This is a genomic window from Streptomyces sp. NPDC046335, from assembly GCF_055587985.1.
On the sequence record NZ_JBVJFF010000001.1, the window covers coordinates 556,718 to 581,455 of the forward strand.

Consider the following 24,738-nt stretch of genomic DNA (forward strand, 5'->3'; position numbering starts at 1 on the left):
GCGGTGGGCCGCCGTGTCCCCGTCCGTAGTTCTCCCGCAGGTGAAGGAACCTCATGTCATCCCACCGAAACCCCCGTCGCCGTGCCCATATCGCCATGATCGGCGTCCCGATGGTCAGCCATGTGCTGCCGAGTCTGGAGATCATCCGGGTGCTGGCCGCGCGCGGCCACCGCGTGACGTACGCCAACGACCCGGCCGCCGCCGAGCTCATCGAGCCCACCGGCGCCGAACTCGTCCCGTACGACTCGACGCTCCCGCACCGCGACAACATCTGGCCCGACGACCCCATCGAGGCCAGTTCGCTCTTCCTCGACGACGCGATGGCGGTGCTCCCGCGCCTCCACGCGGCGTACGACGACGATCCCGCGGACGTGTACCTGTACGACATCGGGGCGTACGTCGGCCGTGCGCTCGCCGAGGCGCAGGGGCGTCCCGCCGTGCAGCTGTCGCCCACCTTCGTCGCCTGGGGCAGCTACCAGGAGGACGTCGGCGCCCACCTCGCGCGGCTGCCGGGCGCCGACGCCCTTGAGGCCCGCTTCAAGGAGTGGCTCGGCGGGTGCGGGGCGACCACGCTCGACGTGGGCGAGTTCTCCGGCGTCCCGCCCCGGGCCATCGCCACGATTCCGCGGGCCATGCAGCCACACGCCTCCACGGTCGACGCGGCCCGGGTCGACTTCGTCGGGCCCTGCCTCGGGGACCGGGCGGACCAGGGGGCGTGGGAGCGGCCCCCGGGCGCCTCGAAGGTGCTTCTGGTCTCGCTCGGCTCGGCCTACACCAAGCAGCCCGACTTCTACCGGCGGTGCGTGGAGGCGTTCGGGCACCTCGACGGGTGGCATGTCGTGCTCCAGATCGGCAAGCACGTCGACCCGGCCGAGCTGGGGCCCGTGCCGGACTCCGTCGAGGTCCGCTCCTGGGTGCCGCAGATGGCCATCCTCGAGCAGGCCGACGCGTTCGTCACGCATGCGGGGATGGGGAGCAGTGCCGAGGGGCTGTACTGCGGGGTTCCCATGATCGCGGTCCCTCAGGGGGCCGAGCAGCCGATGAACGCGGACCGGCTGGTCGAGCTGGGGGTCGCCCGGCGGCTCGACACGGAGGCCGCGACGGTCTCCGCGCTGCGGGGCGCGCTCCTGGACCTGACCTCCGACCCCGGTGTCGCGGAGCGCTGCGGGCGGCTCAGGGCCGAGGTCCGCGGTGAGGGCGGCACCGCGCGTGCGGCGGACCTGATCGAGGCCGAGCTGTAGTACCGCTTCGCGGAGCTCCAGCACCGCTTCGCGCCGTCGGCCCCCTCACGCGGGTGCGGGCGACAAGCCGGAACCTCTGGGTCAGAATTTGTCTACAGAGGCAGGCTTTCGCCCACGCCCGTGTGAGGTGCTCCCGTGCTCGATGTGCCGTTGTGGCTGTGGACGGCGTTCGCCGTCACCGTCGTCGTGTCGCTGGCCGTGGACCTGCTTGCGCACCGGGAGGCGCATGTCATCGGGTTCAAGGAGGCAGCCGCCTGGAGCGCGGTGTGGGTCGGCCTCGCCCTCGTCTTCGGCGCGGTCGTCTTCCTGGTCCTGGGCACGACGCCGGGAGTGGAGTACACCACCGCGTGGCTGCTGGAGAAGAGCCTGTCGGTCGACAACCTGTTCGTCTTCGCGCTGATCTTCGCCTACTTCAAGGTGCCGCGCGCCTACCAGCACCGTGTGCTGTTCTTCGGCGTCATGGGCGCCCTGGTGTTCCGTGGCCTCTTCCTGGCCGCAGGAGTGGCGGTGGTCAGCCGGTTCACCGCGGTGCTCTTCGTCTTCGCGGCCATCCTCTTCTACAGCACCTACAAGATCCTCAAGGGCGAGGAGGAGAGCTTCGACCCGGGCAAGAGCATCGCCGTGCGGCTGCTGCGCAAGGTCGTACCCGTCCGGGACGAGTACGCCGGGATGAAGTTCTTCGTGAAAGAGGCCGGCAAGCGGGTCGCCACCCCGCTGCTCGCCGTCGTCGCCGCGATCGAGGCGGCCGACCTGGTCTTCGCGGTGGACAGTGTGCCCGCCGTGCTCGCGGTCAGCGACGACGCCTTCATCGTCTACACCAGCAACGCGTTCGCCATCCTCGGCCTGCGGGCGCTGTACTTCCTGCTCGCCGGGCTGCTCGACCGGTTCCACTACCTCAGCAAGGGCCTCGCGCTGATCCTCTCCCTCATCGGCGTGAAGCTGATCCTTCAGGCCTCCCACAAGCTGTTCAGCAGCAGCATCCCGGAGGTCCCCTCACTCCTCAGCCTGGCGATCATCGTCATGATCCTGGCCGTGTCGGTCGTGCTGAGCATCCGGCGCCCGGTCCCGGTCGAGCCCGTCGCGCGAGAGGCGCGGGATTCCGACGACCCGCCGAAGGACGGCTGACCTGCTCCCACCGCTGTCCCCGGCCGTTTCGGCCGTTCTCGGCCGTTCTCGGCCGCGTAAAATGACTCCCATATTATTGCAAAATGCCCTATTCTCGACATATGGGTAGAGGTAAGCATTCGAACGCGCCGCAGGCCGGGCACGTCTGCCCCGCCTGCCACAACCCCGTGAGCGAAGAGGTCAGCAGGCACAAGACGATGGGGGTCTTCGTGCCCCAGTGGAAGCCGGGCCCCTGTCACAACCCGGACTGCTCGGAGTGCGCGCAAGGGGAGCGGCGCTCCAGGAGAGAGCCGGATCACTCCTGAGCCATTGACCCCATGGCGTTCGCATACCTAGTCTCCGTTCTCATGCGTGGACAGAGCTTGGTCATCAGCGAGGTTCGGCTCACTCCGGTGCTCGTCGCCGATCCGCCCCTTCTCAATACCCAGGGCGTCCATCAGCCCTACACCCCGCGCCTGATCATCGAAGTGGTCACGGAGGGCGGAGTGACCGGGATCGGGGAGACGTACGGGGACGGCAAGTACCTGGAACTCGCGCGGCCGTTCGCCCGGCGGCTGGTCGGGCGGGGCGTTGCCGATCTGAACGGGCTGTTCACACTCGCGGACGACGTGGCCGTGGACGCCGCGCGCGTGGACGCCGCCGTCGACGTGGGCGGGCTGCGCGGCGTGCAGACCGCCGACAAGCTGCGGCTCTCCGTGGTCTCCGGGTTCGAGGTGGCGTGCCTCGACGCGCTCGGCAAGGCGCTCGGCCTGCCCGTGCACGCGCTGCTCGGCGGCAAGGTGCGGGACGCCGTGGAGTACAGCGCGTATCTCTTCTACAAGCGGGCCGAGCACCCGGCGGGCAGCGCCCACGAGCCCGACGACGGGTGGGGCGCCGCGCTCGATCCGGCCGGGATCGTCGCCCAGGCCAGGCTCTTCACCGAGCGGCACGGATTCTCGTCCTTCAAGCTCAAGGGCGGCGTCTTCCCGCCGGAGGAGGAGATCGCCGCGGTCCGCGCCCTCGCGGAGGCGTTCCCGGGGGCGCCGCTCAGGCTCGACCCCAACGGGGCCTGGTCGGTCGAGACCTCGCTCAAGGTCGCCGGCGAGCTGGACGGCCTGCTCGAATACCTGGAGGACCCCGCGCTCGGCACCCCCGCCATGGCCGAGGTCGCCGCGGGCACCTCGGTGCCGCTCGCCACGAACATGTGCGTGACGACCTTCGAGGAGATACCCGAGGCGTTCGGTGCGGGCGCCGTGCAGGTGGTGCTCTCCGACCACCACTACTGGGGCGGTCTGCGGCGTACGCGCGAACTGGCCGCCCTCTGCCGGACCTTCGGGGTGGCCGTGTCCATGCACTCCAACACGCACCTGGGCATCAGCCTCGCCGCGATGACGCACGTGGCGGCGACCGTGCCCGGCCTCGATCACGCCTGCGACTCGCACTACCCCTGGCAGTCCGAGGACGTGCTGACCGAGCGGCTGCGGTTCGTGGACGGCGGGGTCGCCGTCACCGACACCCCCGGCCTCGGCGTCGAGCTCGACCGGGAGAGGCTCGCGGTCCTGCACGCGCGCTGGCTGGACGACGGCTTCAGCGCGATGCGGGAGCGCGACGACGCGGCGGCGATGCGGGTGACCGACCCCGGCTGGGTGACGCCGGCGGTGCCGCGCTGGTAGGGCCTCCTCCACGCCGGAGGGTCCGTAACCCGGGGTCCCGGCGACGATCGTCGGTTACGTTGCCTGCATGGTCGTACCCGTGCAGCCCACCGTCGACCCGCTGAAGTCGGCCCGCAGAGCCGGTGATCCGGCCTGCGACGTCTACCTCACCGGCACCGTATTCCTGGACATCATCTTCACCGGCCTCGACTCCGCGCCCGTGCGCGGCACGGAGTCCTGGGCCCGCGGCATGGGGTCGAGCCCCGGCGGCGTCGCCAACATGGCGACCGCGCTGTCCCGGCTCGGCCTGCACACGTCGCTGGCCGCGGCCTTCGGCGACGACCACTACGGGGAGTACTGCTGGGACGCCCTCGAAGGCGGCGAGGGCATCGACCTCGCCTCGTCGAGGACCGTGCCCGGCTGGCACACCCCGGTGACCGTCTCCATGGCGTACGAGGGCGAGCGGACCATGGTCAGCCACGGCCACGAGCCGCCCCCGGACGCCGGCGCGCCGGACGGCGGCGCCCCCTGCTGCCCGCCGCGCGCCCGCGCCGCCGTCGCCTCGCTCACGCCCGGCACCAGCGCCCCCTGGATCGCCCAGGCCGCAGGCAGCGGCACCCGGATCTTCGCCGACGTCGGCTGGGACGACACAGGACAGTGGGACCTCGCCGCCCTCCCCGACCTGCGGCACTGCGAGGCGTTCCTGCCGAACGCGGAGGAGGCCATGCGGTACACCCGCACCTCCTGCCCCAGAGCGGCGGCCCAGGCGCTCACCGAGTATGTTCCGCTCGCCGTGGTGACCCTCGGTGCCGAAGGGGCGTACGCGGTGGACCGGCGGACCGGCGAGACCGCGGAGGTGCCCGCCATCGAGGTGGAGGCCATGGACCCGACCGGCGCCGGCGACGTCTTCGTGGCCGGTTTCGTCACCGGCACCCTGGCCGACTGGCCGCTGGCGGACCGCCTCGCCTTCGCCGGGCTCACCGCGGCCCTCTCCGTGCAGGAGTTCGGCGGCTCCCTCTCCGCGCCCGGCTGGGCCGAGGTGGGCGGCTGGTGGCGGCGGGTCACGGAGTTCGACGAGCAGGACCCGAAGGCCCTGCGGCGCTACAGCTTCCTGGAGACCCTGCTCCCGGCGGCGGGCAGACCCTGGCCGCTGCGCAGGGCCGTGCCGACGATCGGCTTCCGCTCCACCTGAGCGGGCGGAGGGGCTCCGGTTGTCCGGGGCGAAAAGGCCTACGGCTCTGTCAGTGGGCCGACGTACTCTTGGCAGTGCAAGAACAGTTGTCCAGGGAACCACGACGGCGGACGTCCCGGTCCGCGAGAGCGGCGCCGGACCCGGCGCGAAGGAGGGTTGAGCAGGCCTTTAGAGCCGGCCCATGACTCAGACACCCACGACTCCCACTGCCGCGCAGGGCCAGGCCAAGGCGCACTTCACCGTGCCGGCGAACCACCCCATGGTGACCGTCCTCGGCTCCGGCGACGCGCTGCTGCGCGTGATCGAGAAGGCCTTCCCGGCAGCCGACATCCACGTCCGGGGCAACGACGTGAGCGCCGCGGGCGATGCCCGCGAAGTCGTCCTCATCCAGCGCTTGTTCGACCAGATGATGCTGGTGCTCCGCACCGGTCAGCCGATGACGGAGGACGCAGTGGAACGCTCGATCGCCATGCTGAGGGCGGACGAGAACGGCGACGGCGCGGAGGAGACCCCCGCCGAGGTCCTCACGCAGAACATCCTCTCGTCCCGCGGCCGCACCATCCGCCCCAAGACCCTGAACCAGAAGCGGTACGTCGACGCGATCGACAAGCACACCATCGTGTTCGGCATCGGCCCCGCCGGTACGGGCAAGACGTACCTGGCCATGGCCAAGGCCGTGCAGGCCCTCCAGTCCAAGCAGGTCAACCGCATCATCCTGACCCGGCCCGCGGTCGAGGCGGGCGAGCGGCTCGGCTTCCTGCCCGGCACGCTGTACGAAAAGATCGACCCGTACCTGCGCCCGTTGTACGACGCCCTGCACGACATGCTCGACCCGGACTCGATCCCGCGGCTCATGGCGGCGGGCACGATCGAGGTCGCCCCGCTGGCCTACATGCGGGGCCGCACGCTCAACGACGCGTTCATCATCCTCGACGAGGCGCAGAACACCAGCGCCGAGCAGATGAAGATGTTCCTCACCCGCCTCGGCTTCGACTCGAAGATCGTCATCACCGGTGACGTCACCCAGGTCGACCTGCCCGGCGGCACGAAGAGCGGTCTGCGCGAGGTCCAGCGCATCCTCGACGGCGTGGAGGACATCCACTTCTCCAGGCTCACCTCCCACGACGTCGTACGGCACAAGCTGGTCGGCCGTATCGTCGACGCGTACGAGCAGCACGACAGCCGCGACGGGAAGTAGACCAGCACCACCATGTCGATCGACGTCAACAACGAATCCGGAACCGAGGTCGACGAGCAGGCGATCCTCGACATCGCCCGCTACGCCCTCGCTCGGATGCGCATCCACCCGCTCTCCGAGCTCTCGGTGATCGTGGTGGACGAGGGGGCCATGGAGCAGCTCCACATCCAGTGGATGGACCTGCCCGGGCCCACGGACGTCATGTCCTTCCCCATGGACGAGCTCAGGCCGCCCATGAAGGACGACGACGAGCCCCCGCAGGGCCTCCTCGGCGACATCGTGCTCTGCCCCGAGGTGGCGGCCAAGCAGGGCCAGGACGCCCCGACGCAGCACTCCATGGACGAGGAGCTCCAGCTCCTGACCGTCCACGGAGTGCTGCACCTGCTCGGGTACGACCACGAGGAGCCCGACGAGAAGACCGAGATGTTCGGCCTCCAGGCGGCGATCGTCGACGGCTGGCGCGCGGAGAAGGGCCTGACCGGCCCGTCCCCGGCGCCCACCGTCTCGTAGCGCCGTGGACATCCAGCTGATCGCGGGCGCGGTCGCCCTGGTCGTCGTCGCCTGGCTCGCGGCCTGCGCGGAGGCGGGCATGGCCCGCGTCTCCAGCTTCCGCGCCGACGAGGCCGTCCGCTCCGGGCGGCGTGGCAGCGCCAAGCTCGCGCAGGTCGCCGCCGACCCCACCCGCTATCTGAACGTGGCGCTGCTCGTGCGGGTGGCGTGCGAGATGGCCTCGGCGGCCCTGGTGACGTACGCCTGCCTGAAGGAGTTCGAGCGGACCTGGGAGGCGCTGGCCATCGCCATCGGCGTCATGGTCCTCGTCAGCTATGTCGCCGTGGGCGTCTCGCCGCGCACCATCGGCCGCCAGCACCCGCTGAACACCGCGACCGCCGCGGCGTACGTCCTGCTCCCGCTGGCCCGCGTCATGGGCCCGATCCCGCCCCTGCTGATCCTCATCGGCAACGCGCTCACGCCCGGCAAGGGCTTCCGGCGCGGCCCGTTCGCCTCCGAGGCCGAGCTGCGCGCGATGGTCGACCTCGCCGAGAAGGAGTCCCTGATCGAGGACGACGAGCGCCGCATGGTGCACTCCGTCTTCGAGCTCGGCGACACGCTGGTGCGCGAGGTCATGGTGCCCCGCACCGACCTGGTCTCCATCGAGCGGTTCAAGACGATCCGCCAGGCCCTCACCCTCGCGCTGCGCTCCGGCTTCTCGCGCATCCCGGTGACGGGGGAGAGCGAGGACGACGTGGTGGGCGTCGTCTACCTCAAGGACCTGGCGCGCAAGACGCACATCAACCGCGACAGCGAGTCCGAGCTGGTCTCGACGGCGATGCGCCCCGCGACCTTCGTGCCCGACACGAAGAACGCGGGCGACCTGCTCCGCGAGATGCAGCAGGAGCGCAACCACGTGGCCGTCGTCATCGACGAGTACGGCGGCACGGCGGGCATCGTGACCATCGAGGACATCCTCGAGGAGATCGTCGGCGAGATCACCGACGAGTACGACCGCGAGCTGCCGCCCGTCGAGGAGCTGGCCGACGGCTGCTACCGCGTGACCGCCCGCCTCGACATCGGCGACCTCGGGGAGCTCTTCGGCTTCGACGAGTTCGACGACGAGGACGTCGAGACGGTCGGCGGCCTCCTCGCCAAGCGGCTCGGCCGCGTCCCGATCGCGGGGGCGTCGGCGGTCGTGCCGCTGCCGGACGGCCGCGAGCTGACGCTCACCGCCGAGTCCGCGGCGGGCCGCCGGAACAAGATCGTGACGGTGCTCGTGGAGCCGGTCGCGGCCGGGGACGTGGTGAAGGAGGGCGAGCCGGGATGACCCCCGAGGAGCTGCGCGCGTTCTGTCTCTCCTTCAACGACGTGGTGGAGGACTTCCCCTTCACGCCGGAGACCTCGGTCTTCAAGGTGGCGGGGAAGATCTTCGCCCTCACGACTCTCGACAGCCGCCCGCTCACCGTCAACCTCAAGTGCGACCCGGACCTCGCCGTCCAACTGCGGGCCGCGCACCCGGAGATCGTGCCGGGCTACCACATGAACAAGCGCCACTGGAACACGGTCACGGCCGACGCCGCGCTCCCGGAGCGGCAGCTCAAGGAACTGATCGAGGACTCCTACGACCTGGTGGTCGCCGGCCTGCCACGGGCGCAGAGGCTCCGCCTCGACCGCGCCTGAACGCGCACACGCGCCGGGACGAACTCCCCGATGTGTCCCCACAGGCCCTCGCCATCGGGGTGGCGGGGCGGCAGAATGGTGGGGAGGGCGGATCCGAAACGCTCCCACTCCGGGCTGCCGTCGAAGTAACACGGAGTGGAAACGTCTGTGCGATGGCATTCGCCGCACCTGGCCCCGGCCCCTAGGTCGGGGCCAGTTCCGTTCACACGTGAGGCAGCACCCACTCGTCGATGATCTTTTGGATCACCACGAGAAGGCTGACCCACGGAGCCGCCAGAGCGGCCCGGTCGGTCCACGTGCGGAGGGTGCGACGCCCATCCGGCTTCTCGGCCATCGGGCTGTTCTCCTTCCTGGTCCCACGAGAGCCGTGGATACCGCGGCGATCCACGAACGGGTGGCGCCAGGAAGAGGGAACCGGCGGTCCGGGCCACTCGAAGGAGTGAGTCGGGCGCCGTGTCGTCGCTGCGTTGCAACCTCCTTGCTGGAGCTTTCAGTTGGGCGTGACGCTGCTTCAGGCCAGCGTAGCCTGGAGGTGCGCGGCTGGGTAGAGTGCGGTACGACAGCTTGCCGAAGTACGTGTCAACTTAGGAGCGTCCGATGAGCAGGTGGCCAAATGCGATATAGCTGTCCGGCAACTGCCGGGCCCCCTGTTGCCGTGACGAGCGGGATGGGTTCTCCTGTCAGTGACGTGAACCGTCGCCTCGGAAGGTCTCGATGAGTAAGCTGCTAGTCTGCTACGTAGCACCTCGCACGGTCCGGTTGGGGGTGGAGCCATCATGAGCGTGCCGAATGCGGCCCTTCAGCGCCTGCGGCTGCGTACCGAGCTCCGCAAGGCGCGGACAGGCGCCCGGCTCACGCAGCGCCAGGTCGCGGCCATGATGGAGTGGAGCCCCTCCAAGCTGATCCGGATCGAGGCCGGCGAAGTCGGGATCTCCGTCAACGACCTGCGTCCGCTCCTCGACGCGTACGGGATCAGGGACCGCCGCAAGATCGACGAGCTCCTCGACCTCGCGCGCGGCAGTCGGCGCATGCCCTACAGCGAGTACCGCGATCTGTACGGCAAGGAGTTCCTGGAGTTCCTCTCCCTGGAGTCCTCGGCCTCCATCATCCGGCACTACGGCGCTCTGGTGATGCCGGGCCCGCTGCAGACCGAGGAGTACGCACGGGCGATCATGACCGCCTACAACAAGAGCATCCCCGAGGAGCGCTTGGAGCGAGGCGTCGAAGTGCGCCTGGCGCGCCAGGAGTTGCTGACCTCGGGCGGGCGCGAGCTCTTCTACATCCTCGATGAGGCGGTCGTGCGCCGCCACGTGGGCGGACGGGGCGTGATGCGCGCCCAACTGGAGCGGCTGGCCGAGCTGTCGGCCAAACCCGGTGTCACCATCCAGATCCTGCCGTTCAGCATCGGAGCCCACGCCGGAATCCAGGGGCCCTTCAGCCTCTTCGAGTTCGAGGCGGACGAGATGCCGGACTCGCTCCACCTGGAGAACCCGCGCGGCGACTCGTACACCACCAACGCCGCGGACGAGACGGGCCGCTATCTGGAGCGCTTCTGGGAGCTGGAGGACCTCGCACTCAAGGAAGATGTCGGAGCGCTCCTGAGGGCGCTCGCCGAGCGTGTTGCGGATGGGCGGGACGATCTGGAGACACTGCTTCAAGGCATCCCCGTGGACGCCGTCGCACAGGAGTAACACGCCCCAGGACGCGGGACCTTGGCGAGAAACCGGTCGTTCATATTCGAATGACGTCCGGTTATTCTGGAAGAGGTGCTGCGTGTGCCTGCACCAGTCGCGCGGGGGAGTCGAGTGAGCTGGAACCCCAGTCTCCGTCCGTTCGCCGTGGGCAGTGACGGCTGGCCTTCCGCACCCGGGGTGGAGGAGAAGCGTGGGCAGCTCGTGGACGTGGCGCAAGAGCAGCGTGAGCGATGGCGGGGAAGGGCAGTGCGTGGAGACCGCCTGGACCGGGGAGACGGTTCTGGTGCGTGACTCCGCGCGGCGCCGAGGCGGCGTGCTCGCCTTCTCGCCGCAAGCCTGGACGGCCTTTCTCGGGCTCGTGGTCCGGTCGTCCTCAGCCGCCCGCCCACGGGACGAGTCGGCGGTCCGCCTCTGAGTGAGGCGGACCGCCGATGGGCGCGGCGGCGCGCCCGGGGCCGGTACCTATGCTGGTGGCCGGGACACCGGTCAAGGCTTGGGGGAGCTCCATATGGTCGCGGCATCGGTCACGGACGTCTCCAAGGCGCGGCGCCTCGGGGAGCTGCGGGAGTTCCTGATGAGCCGCCGTGCGCGGGTCAGCCCCGCGGAGGCCGGACTCCCGGGCGGTGGCGGCCGCAGGCGCACGCCCGGGCTTCGCCGCGAGGAGGTCGCCGTGCTCGCCGGCGTGGGGGCGTCCTGGTACCAGTGGCTGGAGCAGGGCCGCGACATCTCGGTGTCGCCGCAGGTCCTGGACTCCGTGGCGCGCGTCCTGAAGCTGAGCGGCGCCGAGCGACGCCATCTGTACGTGCTCGCCGGGCTCAATCCGCCGCGGCCCGAGGTCGCGCGGGACGACCGGGACATGCGCGAGGGCCTGCGCCGGCTCATCGACACCTGGCAGCCCCACCCGGCGCACATCATGGACGCCTACTGGAACTGCGTCATGTACAACGACGCGGCGGCGGCCGTGCTCGGCATGCGCTCGGAGACCTCCGAGAACTGCCTGCTCAACTTCTTCGCCGACCCCCTCTACCGCACCCGCGCAAGGAGCTGGGAGCGGAACGCCCCGCAGTTGGTGGCGATGTACCGGGCGGCGTGCTCGGAGCGCCCCGGGGACGACGGCTTCGCTTCGGTGGTCGCCGAGGCGAAGGCGGCGAGCCCGGACTTCGCCGCGCTCTGGGAGCGGCAGGACATCCTGCCGGGCGGGCAGGTGACCAAGGAGATCGAGCACCCGGTGGCCGGCCCGCTGTTCCTGGAGTCGACGCAGCTCAGGGTGCCCGCAAGGCCCGATCTCGTGATCGTGCTGCACACACCGGTCCCGCACCCCGAGGTGGACACGGCGGCGAAGCTGGCCTGGCTGGCCTTGTGACCGATGTGACACCCGTCACGGCCCCCGCGCCCGCCACGGGGTGAGTCACCCGGCGGCCGCCCCGCTCCTTATGCTCGTGCCATGACGCAGAGCACCGACCTCGGTCCCGAGGACCGCAAGATCGTCACCCTCGCCCGCTCGGCCAGGGCCCGCAACGCAGTGCCCGAGGGCGCGGCCGTACGGGACGAGACGGGGCGTACGTACGTGGCGGGGACCGTGGGCCTCGCATCGCTCCAGCTCTCGGCGCTGCGGACCGCGGTCGCCATGGCGGTGGCCTCCGGAGCCGAGTCGCTGGAGGCAGCGGCCGTGGTCTCCGGTGCGGAGAAGCTCGCCGACGAGGACGTCGCCGCGGTGCGGGACCTAGGCGGCGCGGGCACGCCGGTCTTCCTGGCGGGCCCCGACGGCGAGGTCCGGGAGACGCTGACAGCCGAATAGAGCCCGGGCGGAGGCAAATGAAGCCGGTCGGGCGCTTGAGGGCGAGCTCGGTGCGGTCGGCGATATGAAGCCCCGGGTGAGGCAGATCAAGCCCGTCCGGCGTTTGAGGGCGAGCCTGGCGCAGCCGGCGATGAGGGGGTCGAAGCGAGGCCCACGGCCAGTACTGTGCGGCGGGGGTCCCGGGATCAGGGACAATGGGCGCCATGAGCGTCCGTACCCCGTCATCAGCCGAGCCGTCCGAGGCCGTCCACCGCGCCGGCTTCGCCTGCTTCGTCGGCCGCCCCAACGCGGGCAAGTCCACCCTCACGAACGCTCTGGTCGGCAAGAAGGTGGCGATCACCGCGAACCAGCCGCAGACTACGCGGCACACCGTACGCGGCATCGTGCACCGGCCGGACGCCCAGATGATCCTGGTGGACACCCCCGGCCTGCACAAGCCGCGCACGCTGCTCGGTGAGCGGCTCAACGACATCGTGCGCACGACGTGGGCCGAGGTCGACGTCATCGGCTTCTGTCTGCCCGCGAACGAGAAGCTCGGCCCCGGCGACCGGTTCATCGCCAAGGAGCTCGCCTCCATCAAGAAGACGCCGAAGATCGCGATCGTCACCAAGACCGACCTCGTCGACAGCAAGACGCTCGCCGAGCAGCTCATCGCCATCGACCAGCTCGGCACGGAGCTCGGCTTCGAGTGGGCGGAGATCGTCCCGGTGTCGGCGGTCGGCGACCAGCAGGTCGGGCTGCTCGCCGACCTGATCGTGCCGCTGCTGCCCGAGGGCCCGGCGCTCTACCCCGAGGGCGACCTCACGGACGAGCCCGAGCAGGTCATGGTGGCCGAGCTGATCCGCGAAGCCGCGCTCGAAGGCGTACGGGACGAACTGCCGCACTCCATCGCCGTCGTCGTCGAGGAGATGCTGCCGCGCGAGGACCGGCCCGCGGACAAGCCGCTGCTGGACATCCACGCGTTCGTCTACATCGAGCGGCCCAGCCAGAAGGGCATCATCATCGGCCCCAAGGGCAAGCGGCTCAAGGACGTCGGCATCAGGTCGCGCAAGCAGATCGAGGCGCTGCTCGGCACGCCCGTCTTCCTCGACCTGCACGTCAAGGTCGCCAAGGACTGGCAGCGGGACCCGCGCCAGCTCCGCAAGCTGGGCTTCTGACGGCGAGGCGCAGCGGTGGACCCCCGTCCCGCCGCTGCGCCGCCGTCCCTCCGGCTCGGGCCGGATGTCAGCGGCAACCGTTCCGGGCGCCCCCGCATTCCCGATCGGGCATCAGAAGTTCCCCATTCGGGCACGACGGCCGCCCTTTCGGGCATCACGCCCCACGCCCCACGCCCCTTCGCCCATGCGCTCATTCCACGCCCCTGATCCGCGTCACGAGCGCCGCCCCCGCAAGGCCGATCACCGCCGCCGTCAGGTAGAGCACGCGGTAGCCGCCGAGGTACGTCACGATCGGCGCGGCGATGGCCGGGGCCGCCACCTGGGGCAGCGAGTTGGCGATGTTGACGAGGCCGAGGTCCTTGCCGCGGTCCATGGCCTTCGGCAGCACGTCCGTCATCAAAGCGAAGTCCACCGAGGTGAAGACGCCGAAGCCGACGCCGAGCAGCGCCGCGGCCACGACCGCGCCCGGCCACGTCTGCCACAGGGCGAGCAGCCCCGTCGCCACGGCCATCAGCGTGCCCGACCAGATCACGAAGGGCTTGCGCCGCCCCACCCGGTCCGACCAGACGCCGCCCACCACGACGGTGGCGAGCATCGTCACGCCGTTCACGGCCGTCAGGATCAGCACGCCGCCCTCCGGGTCTGCGCGGCGCAGCCCGTCCCGCAGGAAGTACAGGAGATAGAGCAGCACCACGGAGTTGCTGACGTTGATCAGGAAGCGGGTCAGCCACGCCCAGGCCAGATCCGGGTGGCGGCGCGGGCTCAGCCAGAACCCCGCAAGGAAGGCCCGCGGCTCCCACGGCGGCCGGTCCGCGACCGGCAGCCGCAGGTCGCGATGGAACACGACGTACGGCAGCACGCCCGCCACGGTGAACGCCGCGCACGCCGCGTACCCCGCGACCGTCCCGCCCACGGCCGTCGCGAGCCCCGTCCCGACGACCACGCCGAGCAGTTGCGCCGCCCCGAGCCGGCCGCCGACCGAGCCCCGCTGCGCACGCGGCACCCGGTCGGGGACGGCCGCGGTGACCGCGGCGAAGGCGGCGTTCAGCGTGAGCTGGACCAGGCACCAGCCGGCCGCCATCCACCACACCGAGCCCGCGGCGGAGAGCAGCATGAGCGCGGCGGCGCCGCCCGCCGTGCCCGCCACGATCCACGGCGTGCGCCGTCCGAGGCGGGAGGTGGTGCGGTCCGACAGCGCGCCGAAGAGCGGGTTCGCGGCGAGCGAGACGACGGCCCCCACGCCCGTCACCCAGGCGAGGACGGTCTCCTTCGACGTGCCCGCGGGGGCCAGGTCCTGCGCCTGCACGGCGAGCAGGATCTGGAGCGGCCCGTACCAGCCCACCCAGATCGCGCCGTTCGCCGTGGACAGGGCCATGGTCCAGCTCCGCCCGACCCGTTCGGCCGGCTCCGCCAGCGCGCCGGCGGTCATGCCCGCTGCGCCCGCAGGACCTCGCGCAGCCAGTGGTACGACGCCTTCGGGGTGCGCTCCTGGGTGGAGTGATCGACGTGGACGAGGCCGAAGCGCTGCCGGTGGCCCTCCGCCCACTCGAAGTTGTCGAGCAGCGACCAGACGAAGTAGCCGCGCACGTCGATGCCCGCTTCGACGGCCCGGTGCAGGGCCCGCAGATGGCTGTCCAGGTAGGCGATCCGCTCCTGGTCGTCGATGCCCTCGTACGAGCAGCCGTTCTCGGTGACGACCAGGGGCGGGAGCCGGTCGCCGTAGCGGTCGCGGAAGCCGGTGAGCAGTTCGGTGAGCGCCTCGGGGACGACGGGCCAGCCGAAGTCCGTGACCGGGTACCCCTCGATCGGCCGCGGCGAGAAGGGGAGTCCGGGCGGGAGCGTGACGCCGGAGAACTCGGCGGCCGTGCCCCCGGGGAGTGGGGCGCCCACCTTCGTCGGCTGGTAGAAGTTGATCCCGTACCAGTCGAGCGGTTCCGCGATGACCTTCAGGTCCGCCGCGAGGTCCGCCGCCGGCATCAGCTCGCCGAGGCCTTCGGGGTAGCGGCCGATGAGCAGCGGGTCGGCGAAGAGGCGGTTGAGGAGTACGTCGTAGAAGTCGGCGGCGGCCGTGTCCTCCTCGGCGGCCGACGCGGGCCAGGTGGGGCCGTGCGAGTTGGCGATGCCGATGTCACGGGCGCCCGCCGCGCGCAGCGCGCGTACCGCCAGGCCGTGGGCGAGGAGCTGGTGGTGGGCGGCGGGCAGCGCGTCGAAGAGCAGGGCCTTGCCGGGGGCGTGCAGGCCCAGGGCGTGGCCGAGCAGGGTGTGTTCCGCCGGTTCGTTGAGGGTGATCCACTTCGGGACGCGGTCGCCGATGCGGGCGCAGACCACCGCCGCGTACTCGGCGAAGCGCTCGGCGGTCGCGCGCCGCAGCCAGCCGCCCGCTTCCTGGAGGGCCAGGGGGGTGTCCCAGTGGAACAGCGTGGGGACGGGGCGCACGCCCCGGGCGCACAGTTCGTCGACGAGGCGGTCGTAGAAGTCGAGGCCCGCCGCGCTGACCGCGCCCGCCCCGTCGGGCAGCACGCGCGGCCAGGAGACCGAGAACCGGTAGGCGTCCACGCCGAGGCCGCCGACGAGCGCCACGTCCTCGCGGTAGCGGTGGTAGTGGTCACAGGCGACGGCGGCGGTCGTGCCGTCCTTCACGTGTCCCGGCACGGCGGTGAAGGCGTCCCACACCGACGGGCCCCGCTCGTCGGCGGCACCCTCGATCTGATGGGCCGATGTGGACACGCCCCACAGGAAGTCGCGGGGGAACCGGGGTGTCGCCGCAGTCGCTGCCATGGGCGGGATCTTCCGTACCGCCCGGTACGCGCGTCAATGGGCGTGCACGGAAAAGGTGAACAATTCTCAGGTTCGCTACGCGTCTCTCTTGGCTCGCTACGCGCCTTCCTTCAGCACCCGGGAGATCAGCTTGCGCTGCGGCTCCGTGAGCCGGGGGTCCGAGCAGTACACCGTCCGCCCGTCCACCGTGAGGGTGTAGCTGAAGCCGTCGGGCACCCCTATCGGCGGTGTGCTCCTGCCCTCGGCCACGGCCTCTTCGGCCAGGGCGTGCCAGTCCGGGGCATCGGCCAGCAGCGAGGTGTCCACCTCGGCATGCCGGTCGATGCCCGCGAATCCTCCGGTCCGCTTCACCTGGATACGCATGGGTCCTGTCTACTCCACCGGGCGAGCGGCGACCAGCGGACCGTCAGTCGTTCGTGGGCACCTTCACGGTGGACCACGCGTCGACGACGGCCTTGAGCTCGTCCCCGTCACCGAACTTCTGGCGGGCGGCGGTGACCGTCAGCTTCGCGAAGTCCTGAAAGGACGCGTCCTGCGCGAGCTCGCCGCCGGTCAGGACGGCGTACCAGATCTCCCCTGCCCGCTCCCAGGAGTGCCCGCCGAGCGCGTCGGCGACGAGGAAGAACGCGCGGTTCGGGATGCCGGAGTTGATGTGCACGCCGCCGTTGTCGCGGCCCGTCCGCACGTAGTTGTCCATGTCGGCGGGCTGCGGGTCCTTGCCGAGCACGTCGTCGTCGTAGGCGGTGCCCGGCTCCTTCATGGAGCGCAGCGCCTTGCCGGTGACGCGCGGGGCGAGCAGGCCCGCCCCGATCAGCCAGTCGGCGTCGGCGGACGTCTGGCCGAGCGTGTACTGCTTGATCATCGAGCCGAAGACGTCCGACATCGACTCGTTCAGGGCGCCCGGCTGGCCGAAGTACGTGAGGTTCGCCGTGTACTGCGTGACGCCGTGGGTCAGCTCGTGGCCGATGACGTCCACGGGGATGGTGAAGTCGAGGAAGATCTCGCCGTCACCGTCGCCGAACACCATCTGCTCGCCGTTCCAGAAGGCGTTGTTGTAGTCCTCGGAGTAGTGCACGGTCGCGTTCAGCGGCAGCCCGCCGCCGTCGATGGAGTTGCGGGCGTACGACTTCTGGAACAGCTCGAAGGTGGCGCCGAGCCCCGCGTACGCGCGGTTGACGGTGGCGTCCTTGCCGGGCTTGTCGCCCTCGGCGCGGACCTTGCGGCCCGGCAGCTCGGTGCGGTGCCTGGCGTCGTAGACCGTGCGGCGGGGCTTGTCCGAGGCTGCTTCCTTGGGCGGCGGGGCCGCGGCGGGCGCGCCGATGACGGTGGTCAGCCGGCGGCGGGTGCGCTCGATGGCGTCGCGCTCCAGGGAGCGGCGGGCGGGGGCGGCGAGCGCGGGGTCCTGGCTCTGGGCGAGGGTGTCCAGGACGTGGGGCGGCACGATCGTGCAGAAGACGGGCTCGAAACCCGTTGGGTTGGTGGTCATGGCGGCAATGTGGCACTGGGTCATGCCGCTGTCACTAGCTGCCACCATGATTGATGAAATAGAGGTATACGGGTCCGGAAACGGCCCGGAGTGCGGTACGGCGTCTTTTGGGTCACGGGGCTACAGAGTGGGATATGACACCTTTTGGGTGAGCATCGACCCCGGGTCCCGCATACTGATACGGGTCCGCGCACGGAGTGCGGCTCGGCTAGGCTGCGGTGCATCATGCGATTCGGGCTGCTTCTCCTTAGCTGCCGCGGCGAGGGCCTGTAGACAAGGCCGACCCCCTCCCCGCGGAGTTCGGCGTTGCGCTAAGACCGTCGGCCGTCCTTCAGGACACTTCCGAGGAGCCCCGCACATGCCGAACTTCCAGCGCCCCACGTCCCTGCCGATCCACAAGTACGGGCAGTACGAGCAGGTCGACATCCCCGACCGCACGTGGCCGGACAAGCGGATCACCGTCGCCCCCCGCTGGCTCTCCACCGACCTGCGCGACGGCAACCAGGCGCTGATCGACCCGATGTCCCCCGCGCGCAAGCGCGCCATGTTCGACCTGCTGGTACGCATGGGCTACAAGGAGATCGAGGTCGGCTTCCCCTCCTCGGGCCAGACTGACTTCGACTTCGTGCGGTCGATCATCGAGGACGAGGACGCGATCCCCGAGGACGTGACGATCTCCGTCCTGACCCAGGCCCGCGAAGAGCTGATCGAGCGCACGGTGGAGTCCCTGAAGGGCGCCCGGCGCGCCACCGTCCACCTGTACAACGCGACCGCGCCCGTCTGGCGCGACGTCGTCTTCCGCGGCTCGCGCGACGCCGTGAAGCAGATCGCCGTGGACGGCACGCGCCTGGTCATGGAGTACGCCGACAAGCTGCTCGACGACCGCACGACCTTCGGCTACCAGTACAGCCCCGAGATCTTCACCGACACCGAGCTGGACTTCGCCCTGGAGGTCTGCGAGGGCGTCATGGACGTCTGGCAGCCCGACGCCGAGCGCGAGATCATCCTGAACCTGCCCGCCACGGTGGAGCGCTCCACGGCCTCCACCCACGCGGACCGCTTCGAGTGGATGTCCCGCAACCTGTCCCGGCGCGAGTTCATCTGCCTCTCCATCCACCCGCACAACGACCGCGGCACCGCCGTCGCCGCCGCCGAGCTGGCCGTGATGGCAGGCGGCGACCGCGTCGAGGGCTGCCTGTTCGGCCAGGGCGAGCGCACTGGCAACGTCGACCTGGTCACCCTGGGCATGAACCTCTTCAGCCAGGGCGTCGACCCGCAGATCGACTTCTCGGACATCGACGAGGTCCGCCGCGTGTACGAGTACTGCAACCAGATGGAGGTCCACCCCCGCCACCCCTACGCGGGCGACCTCGTCTACACCGCCTTCTCCGGCTCCCACCAGGACGCCATCAAGAAGGGCTTCGACGCGATGGAGTCCCGGGCGGCGGCAGCGGGCAAGACGGTCGACGACATCGAGTGGGCCGTGCCGTACCTGCCCATCGACCCCAAGGACGTCGGCCGGTCCTACGAGGCGGTCATCCGCGTCAACTCGCAGTCCGGCAAGGGCGGCATCGCGTACGTCCTGCAGAACGACCACAAGCTGGACCTGCCGCGCCGCATGCAGATCGAGTTCTCCCGGATCATCCAGACGAAGACCGACGCCGAGGGCGGCGAGGTCACGCCCGGCGCGATCTGGAGCGTCTTCCAGGACGAGTACCTGCCCAACCCCGAGAACCCCTGGGGTCGTATTCAGGTCAAGAACGGCCAGACGACGACCGGCACCGACGGCGCCGACACCCTCACCGTCGAGGCCACGCTGGACGGCGCGGACACCGTCCTGACCGGCACCGGCAACGGACCGATCTCCGCGTTCTTCGACGCGCTCCAGGGCATCGGCATCGACGTACGGCTGCTGGACTACCAGGAGCACACGATGAGCGAGGGCGCGTCCGCGCAGGCCGCCTCGTACATCGAGTGCGCGATCGGCGAGAAGGTGCTGTGGGGCATCGGCATCGACGCCAACACGACGCGTGCCTCGCTCAAGGCCGTGGTCTCCGCGGTCAACCGCGCGGCCCGCTGACCACGCCCTGATTTCGCCACTCCGTACGCCGCCCCGCCCGCCGTTCCGCGGGCGGGGCGGCGTCGTCTCCCGGCCACGTCCTCCTCGCTCTCCTGTGCGAGGTGCTGACGTCACATCAACAATGTGGCTAACATCACGCCAACGCGGCAATGGAGTCGGTCGGGGCACCTTCATGTCCATCAGGTCATGGGGGAGTTACGGAGGTGCGTGGTGCTGGATCGGGAACGAAACGGCAGGAAAGCACGCGTCCTCGCCATGCCCGTATCGCGTGGGAGGGCGCTGCGCAGGCGCCTGATCGGCATGAACACCGCCTGGGACGCCATCGGCGACGGCGAGTTCTTCTGTCCCGCCTGCGGCGGCGACCGCAACTACCAGCGGCTCACGGGACGGCGCCGCTTCGTCCTGCTCGGCCTGCCGGTGCTGCCGCGCGGCAGCGTGGGGCCCGTCATCCGGTGCGCCGCCTGCCAGGACCTCTTCGACCCCGACGTCCTCGACCACCCGACCACCACCCGGCTCTCCGCGATGCTCCGCGACGCCGTGCACACCGTGGTCCTCGCCGTCCTGTCGACCGGCGGCACCGGATCGCGCCCCACGCTCGACTCGGCCGTCGCCACCCTGCACGCCGCGGGCCACGACGACTGCACCGAGGAGCGGCTCGTCGCCCTCGTCGAGGCGCTGGCCGCCGACACGGGCCGCGCCACCGAGCCCGACTGCGGCCCCGGTCTCGCCATAGAGCTCCATGAGGCCCTCGGCCCCCTCGCCCCCCATCTGGCCCCGGCGGGCCGCGAGGCCCTGCTCCTCCAGGGCGCCCGCATCGCCCTGGCGGACGGCCCCTACACCCCGGCCGAACGCGACGTCCTCACCACGGCGGGCTGCGCGCTGACGATCTGCTCGGAGGACGTGACGCGCCTCCTGGTGGCGGCGCGCACGCCTTCCTGAGCTTCCTGAGAGGGGCGTCCCGTACTCCCCCGGGAGTAACCACCGCCCCCCGCCTCCCCGCGGCGTACCCCCCGACTCGGCCTCGCGCCGGACGGATCGGGGCGCGCGCCCCGGCAGGGTTGACCCCGACACGTCACCCCTGCCGAAGGAGGCCCGTCATGGGGGCCGCACTGACCACCGATGCCCCGCCACGGCGGAGGCGAGCCGTGCCCTGGGTCTTCCTGGGGCTGTGGATCGTCCTGCTCGCGCTCGCCTCGCCCTTCGCGGCGAAGCTCGCCGACGTCCAGAAGGACCGGGCGGTCGACTATCTGCCGGCCAGCGCCGGATCCACCGAAGTCGCCCGGATGCAGGACCAGTTGCCCGGCGGCGAGGCCACCGAGCTCGTGCTCGTGTATCACCGGGACGGCGGGCTGAGCGCCGCCGACCGCACGACCGCCGGCGAGCAGGTCGACCGCATCGCCGAGGACCACCGGCTCGTGGCCGAACCCGAGGGCGTGCCCTCCAAGGACGGCACCACCCTGATGTACCCGGTCGTCAGCACCGAGCCGGGACAGGACGAGGAGAAGCGGGACGCCCTCGTCGACGACATACGCGACACCGCCCGCGGCGGGAACGGGCTGAGCGTCGACGTCGGCGGGCCCAGCGCGCTGGGCACCGACGCGGGCAAGGTCTACGACTCCCTCGGCGGGCCCCTGCTCTACACCACCGCGGCCGTCGTCGCGATCCTGCTCATCCTCATCTACCGCAGCCCGTTCCTCTGGCTCGTGCCGCTCGCCGTCGCGGGCGTCGCCGACTACCTCGCGATGGCCGTCGCCTACGGGCTCAACCAGGGCTTCGACACCTCCGTCACCGGACAGAGCTCCGGCGTCATGACCATCCTCGTCTTCGGCGCGGGCACCGACTACGCCCTGCTCCTCGTCTCCCGCTACCGCGAGGAGCTGCGCCGCATCGAGCGCCCCCACGACGCCATGGCCGCCGCCCTGCGCGGCTGCGGGCCCGCCGTGCTCGCCTCCTCGGGGACCGTCGCCGCGGGCCTGCTCTGCCTGCTCGCCGCCGACCTCAACAGCAGCCGCGGCATGGGCCCGCTCGGCGCCGTCGGCGTGCTCTGCGCGCTCGTGACGATGCTGACGCTGCTGCCCGCCGTCCTCGTGCTGCTCGGCCGGCGTGTGTTCTGGCCGCTCGTGCCCGCCTTCGGCAGCACGCCCAAGCAGCGGCGCAGCGTCTTCGCCGCGATGGGCGGCTCCGCGGGGCGCAGGCCGCTGACCGTCCTCGCGAGCGGCGCCGTGCTCCTCGGGGCGCTCGCCCTCGGCACGCTCAACCTGCCGGGCGCCCTCAAGCAGGAGGACTCCTTCACCAAGACCCCCGAGTCGGTGACGGCCATGGAGACCCTCGCCGCCGCCTACCCCGAGCGGAGCACCCGGCCGATCACCGTCATGGCCCCGGCCGACCGCGCGGAACAGGCCCTCGGCGAGATCCGGAAGACCGAGGGCGTCGACGCCGCCGAGCGGGGGCGCAGCGGCAACGACTGGGTCGAGATCTCCGTGACCGCGACGTCCGCACCCGAGTCGGCGGGGGAGACCGCCACCATCGAGGCTCTGCGCGAGCACCTCGACGGGGCCTACGTCGGAGGTGCCAGCGCCCAGCAGCTCGACCTGAAGGAGACCAACGACCGCGACCGCGACATCGTCGTGCCGCTCGTGCTCCTCGCCGTGCTCCTCATCCTCGTCGTGCTGCTGCGCAGCCTGGTCGCGCCGCTGCTGCTCCTCGCCGCGGTGGTCGCCGTCTGGGGCGCCTCGCTCGGCATCGCGGGACTCGTCTTCGAGCCGCTCCTCGGCTTCGAAGGCACCGATCCGGGACTCGGCCTGCTCTCCTTCGTCTTCCTCGTCGCGCTCGGGGTCGACTACGGGATCTTCCTGATGCACCGCATGCGCGAAGAGTGCCTGATCGGGGCCGAACCGGGGCCGGCCGCGCTCACCGCACTGCGCACCACCGGCGGAGTCGTCGCCTCCGCGGGCCTCGTGCTCGCGGCGACGTTCGCCGTGCTCACCAACATGCCGCTCGTCCAGCTCGTCGAACTGGGCTTCGTCATCGCGGTCGGCGTGCTCCTCGACACCTTCCTGGTACGTACGTACCTGGTCACGAGCGCGAGCGTGGCGCTCGGCAGGAAGGTGTGGTGGCCGGGACCGCTCTCGAAGGCACCGCCCACACCCGCCGAGAAGCCGGAGCGCGAGCCCACCCGCGTCCCTTAGGGCCCGCTCGTCGTACATTTCCGGGGCGCCTCTCCCTGCCGGAGCGGCGCCCCCCTGACGGAGGATGGAACGGTGGACGCCACCCGAAGCCCGGACAGGAGGGCCTTCCGCATCGCCGGGTTCCCCGGCCCTGGCCGACGGCCCGTCAGCCAGGGCCGGACACTGCGCGCCGACGCGCTGCTCGCCGCCGCCGCGGCGGCGACCGCCGCGATCATCGGTGCCGAACGGTCCGACGGCCGCTCGCTCGACGCCCTCGGCTGGGCGCTCCTGCTCACCGCGCACGTGCCGATGGTGTGGCGCCGCCGTGCCCCGCTGCTCGCCTTCGCCTGCCTGGTCGCCGCCCTCGCGCCGTACCACGGGATGAACTACAACCACACCGCGCCCATGGCCGTCGCCATGCTCGGCCTCTACACGATCGCCGTGACCGGCAGACCGCCGCGCACCGCCCTCATCGGCTCCGCCGTCATCGGCCTGATGCTGACGGTGAAGTTCGGCCAGGGCCTCGCCGAGGGCCGCAACGCGCTGCGCGTCACCGGCTGGATCGTGGCGTTCCTGGTGATCGGCGTCTACGTACGCGTCAACCGCCAGTACATCGCCTCCGTCGTCGAGCGCGCCGAACGCGCCGAGCGCACCCGCGAGGAGGAGGCCCGCCGCCGGGTCGCCGAGGAACGGCTGCGGGTCGCCCGCGACCTGCACGACCTGCTCGCGCACAGCATCACCCTCATCGGCGTCCAGACCTCCGTCGCCGCCCACGTCCTCACCGCCGACCCGGACCGCCTCGACCGCGCGGCCGTCGCCAAGGCCCTGGACGACGTGGCCGGCACGTGCCGCGCGGCCCGCGGTGAACTCCGCGCCACGCTGGAGGTACTGCGGTCGGGCACCGACGACGGCAGGCAGGAGGCCAGGGGCCCGCTGCCCGGCCTCGACGGCCTCCCCGACCTCGCCGAGGCCGCCCGCACCTCCGGGGCCCGCGTCGAGCTCACCGTCGACCCGCGCGAAGCCCCGCCCGCCGTGGGCGCCGCCGCGTACCGCATCGTGCAGGAGGCGCTCACCAACGCCGTGCGGCACGCGGGCCCCGGCCCGACCGTGCGCGTGGACGTACGTACGCGCGACGCCGCCCTCGCCGTGACGGTGACGGACGACGGCATCGGCGCCGGCGCCCAAGAGGGCACGCACGCCCCGGGGTTCGGGCTCATCGGCATGCGGGAGCGGGCCCGTACGGTGGGCGGCACCCTGGAGGCGGGCCCGCGGGCCGAGGGGGGTTTCATGGTCTCGGCGGTACTGCCCCTCGCACCCGCCGCTCTGGGAGGCCTCACATGACGATCCGCGTGCTGCTCGCCGACGACCAGACGCTGGTGTGCGCCGCGTTCGCGATGCTGGTGGAGTCGGCGCCCGACATGGAGGTCGTGGGCCAGGCGGGCACCGGACGCGCGGCCGTCGCCCTGGCCCGCTCCGAGCGGGCCGACCTCGTCGTCATGGACATCCGCATGCCCGACCTCGACGGCATCGAGGCGACGCGGCTGCTCGCCGCCGACGAGGACCTGGCGGGCGTGAAGGTCCTCATGCTGACGACGTACGACACCGACGAACACGTCGTCGAGGCGCTCCGCGCGGGCGCCTCCGGCTTCCTGGTCAAGGACACCAGGCCCGCCGAACTCCTGGACGCCATCCGCACGGTAGCGGCCGGTGACGCGCTTCTCTCGCCGGGCCCCACCGCGCGGCTCATCGCCCGCGTGCTGCGCGCGCCGGACACGGCGGCCCTCACCGCGGACGGCGGACCCGACGGCCTCTCGGACCGCGAGCGCCAGGTCCTCGCGTTGGTGGCCCGCGGCCTGAACAACACGGAGATCGCCGAAACGCTGGCCCTCAGCCCGCTGACGGCGAAGACCCACGTGAGCCGCATCATGGGCAAACTGGGCGCCCGTGACCGCGCCCAACTGGTCATCGTGGCCTATGAGTCGGGCCTGGTCGAGCCGGGAGGCTGAGGGCGGTGCGACG

23 protein-coding genes are annotated in these 24,738 nt (G+C 71.3%); 18 read left to right on the forward strand and 5 right to left on the reverse strand.

Going from position 1 to position 24,738, the window contains the following annotated elements; all coding sequences use genetic code 11:
• Window positions 1-53: 53 nt before the first annotated feature.
• The 8 genes from ACZ6JY_RS02450 (at window position 54) to ACZ6JY_RS02485 (ending at window position 8,559) form a co-directional block, all read left to right on the forward strand.
• A complete protein-coding gene (locus ACZ6JY_RS02450) occupies window positions 54-1,241 on the forward strand; it encodes a macrolide family glycosyltransferase (protein ID WP_469191411.1) in 1,188 nt (395 codons plus the stop codon).
• A gap of 135 nt (window positions 1,242-1,376) precedes the next feature.
• Window positions 1,377-2,366 (forward strand): TerC family protein, encoded by a 990-nt coding sequence (locus tag ACZ6JY_RS02455; protein ID WP_469191413.1) that lies wholly within the window; start codon window positions 1,377-1,379, stop codon window positions 2,364-2,366.
• 347 nt (window positions 2,367-2,713) lie between these two features.
• Window positions 2,714-4,018 carry a glucarate dehydratase family protein gene (locus ACZ6JY_RS02460; protein WP_469191415.1) on the forward strand — a complete coding sequence of 435 codons (1,305 nt, stop codon included), beginning with the start codon at window positions 2,714-2,716 and terminating at the stop codon, window positions 4,016-4,018.
• Window positions 4,019-4,085: 67 nt separating this feature from the next.
• Entirely contained in the window at window positions 4,086-5,189 is a 1,104-nt protein-coding gene (locus ACZ6JY_RS02465; protein ID WP_469191417.1) for a carbohydrate kinase family protein, read from the forward strand.
• A 181-nt stretch (window positions 5,190-5,370) separates the two neighbouring features.
• On the forward strand, window positions 5,371-6,387 hold the full coding sequence (locus tag ACZ6JY_RS02470; protein ID WP_469191419.1) for a PhoH family protein: 1,017 nt from the start codon (window positions 5,371-5,373) through the stop codon (window positions 6,385-6,387).
• Window positions 6,388-6,399: 12 nt separating this feature from the next.
• Window positions 6,400-6,897 (forward strand): rRNA maturation RNase YbeY, encoded by a 498-nt coding sequence (ybeY, locus tag ACZ6JY_RS02475; protein WP_469191421.1) that lies wholly within the window; start codon window positions 6,400-6,402, stop codon window positions 6,895-6,897.
• A gap of 4 nt (window positions 6,898-6,901) precedes the next feature.
• Window positions 6,902-8,206 (forward strand): hemolysin family protein, encoded by a 1,305-nt coding sequence (locus ACZ6JY_RS02480; RefSeq protein ID WP_469191423.1) that lies wholly within the window; start codon window positions 6,902-6,904, stop codon window positions 8,204-8,206.
• Window positions 8,203-8,559: an MmcQ/YjbR family DNA-binding protein gene (locus ACZ6JY_RS02485; RefSeq protein WP_469191425.1), complete on the forward strand. Its 357-nt coding sequence runs from the start codon at window positions 8,203-8,205 to the stop codon at window positions 8,557-8,559. Before ACZ6JY_RS02480 ends, ACZ6JY_RS02485 begins: the two co-directional genes overlap by 4 nt.
• 202 nt (window positions 8,560-8,761) lie before the next feature.
• Here the strand turns inward: ACZ6JY_RS02485 and ACZ6JY_RS02490 are convergent, their stop codons facing one another.
• Complete coding sequence (locus ACZ6JY_RS02490; RefSeq protein ID WP_363248501.1) at window positions 8,762-8,893, reverse strand: hypothetical protein; 132 nt, start codon at window positions 8,891-8,893, stop codon at window positions 8,762-8,764.
• Between the two features lie 442 nt (window positions 8,894-9,335).
• Here ACZ6JY_RS02490 and ACZ6JY_RS02495 point away from each other — a divergent pair, with 442 nt between their 5' ends.
• The 5 genes from ACZ6JY_RS02495 to era all read left to right on the forward strand — a co-directional run bounded on the left by ACZ6JY_RS02495 (window position 9,336) and on the right by era (window position 13,208).
• The gene (locus tag ACZ6JY_RS02495) at window positions 9,336-10,250 is read left to right on the forward strand and encodes a helix-turn-helix domain-containing protein (RefSeq protein ID WP_469191427.1); all 915 of its coding nucleotides are present in this window, start codon (window positions 9,336-9,338) and stop codon (window positions 10,248-10,250) included.
• 193 nt (window positions 10,251-10,443) lie between these two features.
• On the forward strand, window positions 10,444-10,668 hold the full coding sequence (locus ACZ6JY_RS02500; protein WP_469191429.1) for a DUF397 domain-containing protein: 225 nt from the start codon (window positions 10,444-10,446) through the stop codon (window positions 10,666-10,668).
• 93 nt (window positions 10,669-10,761) lie between these two features.
• Window positions 10,762-11,616, forward strand: coding sequence for a helix-turn-helix transcriptional regulator (locus ACZ6JY_RS02505; RefSeq protein WP_469191431.1), 855 nt, complete (start codon window positions 10,762-10,764; stop codon window positions 11,614-11,616).
• Between the two features lie 81 nt (window positions 11,617-11,697).
• Window positions 11,698-12,051, forward strand: a complete 354-nt coding sequence (locus tag ACZ6JY_RS02510; protein WP_469191433.1) for a cytidine deaminase — start codon at window positions 11,698-11,700, stop codon at window positions 12,049-12,051.
• A gap of 194 nt (window positions 12,052-12,245) precedes the next feature.
• Window positions 12,246-13,208, forward strand: a complete 963-nt coding sequence (era, locus tag ACZ6JY_RS02515) for a GTPase Era (protein ID WP_469191434.1) — start codon at window positions 12,246-12,248, stop codon at window positions 13,206-13,208.
• A 190-nt stretch (window positions 13,209-13,398) separates the two neighbouring features.
• Here era and ACZ6JY_RS02520 read toward each other — a convergent pair whose 3' ends face one another.
• The 4 genes from ACZ6JY_RS02520 to ACZ6JY_RS02535 all read right to left on the reverse strand — a co-directional run bounded on the left by ACZ6JY_RS02520 (window position 13,399) and on the right by ACZ6JY_RS02535 (window position 17,472).
• Window positions 13,399-14,637 (reverse strand): MFS transporter, encoded by a 1,239-nt coding sequence (locus ACZ6JY_RS02520; RefSeq protein ID WP_469191436.1) that lies wholly within the window; start codon window positions 14,635-14,637, stop codon window positions 13,399-13,401.
• Window positions 14,634-15,986: a GH1 family beta-glucosidase gene (locus tag ACZ6JY_RS02525; RefSeq protein WP_469191438.1), complete on the reverse strand. Its 1,353-nt coding sequence runs from the start codon at window positions 15,984-15,986 to the stop codon at window positions 14,634-14,636. The genes ACZ6JY_RS02520 and ACZ6JY_RS02525 overlap by 4 nt, the downstream gene beginning before the upstream one ends.
• A 96-nt stretch (window positions 15,987-16,082) precedes the next feature.
• On the reverse strand, window positions 16,083-16,349 hold the full coding sequence (locus tag ACZ6JY_RS02530; RefSeq protein WP_469191440.1) for a protealysin inhibitor emfourin: 267 nt from the start codon (window positions 16,347-16,349) through the stop codon (window positions 16,083-16,085).
• 43 nt (window positions 16,350-16,392) lie between these two features.
• On the reverse strand, window positions 16,393-17,472 hold the full coding sequence (locus tag ACZ6JY_RS02535; protein ID WP_469191442.1) for a M4 family metallopeptidase: 1,080 nt from the start codon (window positions 17,470-17,472) through the stop codon (window positions 16,393-16,395).
• A 358-nt stretch (window positions 17,473-17,830) separates the two neighbouring features.
• Between ACZ6JY_RS02535 and leuA the strand changes: the two genes are divergently transcribed.
• The 5 genes from leuA to ACZ6JY_RS02560 all read left to right on the forward strand — a co-directional run bounded on the left by leuA (window position 17,831) and on the right by ACZ6JY_RS02560 (window position 24,725).
• Window positions 17,831-19,552 carry a 2-isopropylmalate synthase gene (leuA, locus tag ACZ6JY_RS02540; RefSeq protein ID WP_469191443.1) on the forward strand — a complete coding sequence of 574 codons (1,722 nt, stop codon included), beginning with the start codon at window positions 17,831-17,833 and terminating at the stop codon, window positions 19,550-19,552.
• Window positions 19,553-19,807: 255 nt separating this feature from the next.
• Window positions 19,808-20,491 carry a TerB family tellurite resistance protein gene (locus ACZ6JY_RS02545; RefSeq protein WP_469191445.1) on the forward strand — a complete coding sequence of 228 codons (684 nt, stop codon included), beginning with the start codon at window positions 19,808-19,810 and terminating at the stop codon, window positions 20,489-20,491.
• 158 nt (window positions 20,492-20,649) lie between these two features.
• Window positions 20,650-22,740 carry an MMPL family transporter gene (locus ACZ6JY_RS02550; RefSeq protein WP_469191447.1) on the forward strand — a complete coding sequence of 697 codons (2,091 nt, stop codon included), beginning with the start codon at window positions 20,650-20,652 and terminating at the stop codon, window positions 22,738-22,740.
• Window positions 22,741-22,812: 72 nt separating this feature from the next.
• Window positions 22,813-24,060, forward strand: a complete 1,248-nt coding sequence (locus ACZ6JY_RS02555; RefSeq protein WP_469191449.1) for a sensor histidine kinase — start codon at window positions 22,813-22,815, stop codon at window positions 24,058-24,060.
• A complete protein-coding gene (locus ACZ6JY_RS02560) occupies window positions 24,057-24,725 on the forward strand; it encodes a response regulator transcription factor (protein ID WP_469191451.1) in 669 nt (222 codons plus the stop codon). The genes ACZ6JY_RS02555 and ACZ6JY_RS02560 overlap by 4 nt, the downstream gene beginning before the upstream one ends.
• Window positions 24,726-24,738: the final 13 nt, after the last annotated feature.

Coding starts and splice junctions, on each gene's coding strand:
- ACZ6JY_RS02450 (WP_469191411.1), top strand. CDS start 54: ATGTCATCCCACCGAAACCCCCGTCGCCGTGCCCATATCGCCATGATC.
- ACZ6JY_RS02460 (WP_469191415.1), top strand. CDS start 2,714: ATGCGTGGACAGAGCTTGGTCATCAGCGAGGTTCGGCTCACTCCGGTG.
- ACZ6JY_RS02465 (WP_469191417.1), top strand. CDS start 4,086: ATGGTCGTACCCGTGCAGCCCACCGTCGACCCGCTGAAGTCGGCCCGC.
- ACZ6JY_RS02470 (WP_469191419.1), top strand. CDS start 5,371: ATGACTCAGACACCCACGACTCCCACTGCCGCGCAGGGCCAGGCCAAG.
- ybeY (WP_469191421.1), top strand. CDS start 6,400: ATGTCGATCGACGTCAACAACGAATCCGGAACCGAGGTCGACGAGCAG.
- ACZ6JY_RS02485 (WP_469191425.1), top strand. CDS start 8,203: ATGACCCCCGAGGAGCTGCGCGCGTTCTGTCTCTCCTTCAACGACGTG.
- ACZ6JY_RS02490 (WP_363248501.1), bottom strand. CDS start 8,893: ATGGCCGAGAAGCCGGATGGGCGTCGCACCCTCCGCACGTGGACCGAC.
- ACZ6JY_RS02495 (WP_469191427.1), top strand. CDS start 9,336: ATGAGCGTGCCGAATGCGGCCCTTCAGCGCCTGCGGCTGCGTACCGAG.
- ACZ6JY_RS02505 (WP_469191431.1), top strand. CDS start 10,762: ATGGTCGCGGCATCGGTCACGGACGTCTCCAAGGCGCGGCGCCTCGGG.
- ACZ6JY_RS02510 (WP_469191433.1), top strand. CDS start 11,698: ATGACGCAGAGCACCGACCTCGGTCCCGAGGACCGCAAGATCGTCACC.
- era (WP_469191434.1), top strand. CDS start 12,246: ATGGGCGCCATGAGCGTCCGTACCCCGTCATCAGCCGAGCCGTCCGAG.
- ACZ6JY_RS02520 (WP_469191436.1), bottom strand. CDS start 14,637: ATGACCGCCGGCGCGCTGGCGGAGCCGGCCGAACGGGTCGGGCGGAGC.
- ACZ6JY_RS02525 (WP_469191438.1), bottom strand. CDS start 15,986: ATGGCAGCGACTGCGGCGACACCCCGGTTCCCCCGCGACTTCCTGTGG.
- ACZ6JY_RS02530 (WP_469191440.1), bottom strand. CDS start 16,349: ATGCGTATCCAGGTGAAGCGGACCGGAGGATTCGCGGGCATCGACCGG.
- ACZ6JY_RS02535 (WP_469191442.1), bottom strand. CDS start 17,472: ATGACCACCAACCCAACGGGTTTCGAGCCCGTCTTCTGCACGATCGTG.
- leuA (WP_469191443.1), top strand. CDS start 17,831: ATGCCGAACTTCCAGCGCCCCACGTCCCTGCCGATCCACAAGTACGGG.
- ACZ6JY_RS02545 (WP_469191445.1), top strand. CDS start 19,808: ATGCCCGTATCGCGTGGGAGGGCGCTGCGCAGGCGCCTGATCGGCATG.
- ACZ6JY_RS02550 (WP_469191447.1), top strand. CDS start 20,650: ATGGGGGCCGCACTGACCACCGATGCCCCGCCACGGCGGAGGCGAGCC.
- ACZ6JY_RS02560 (WP_469191451.1), top strand. CDS start 24,057: ATGACGATCCGCGTGCTGCTCGCCGACGACCAGACGCTGGTGTGCGCC.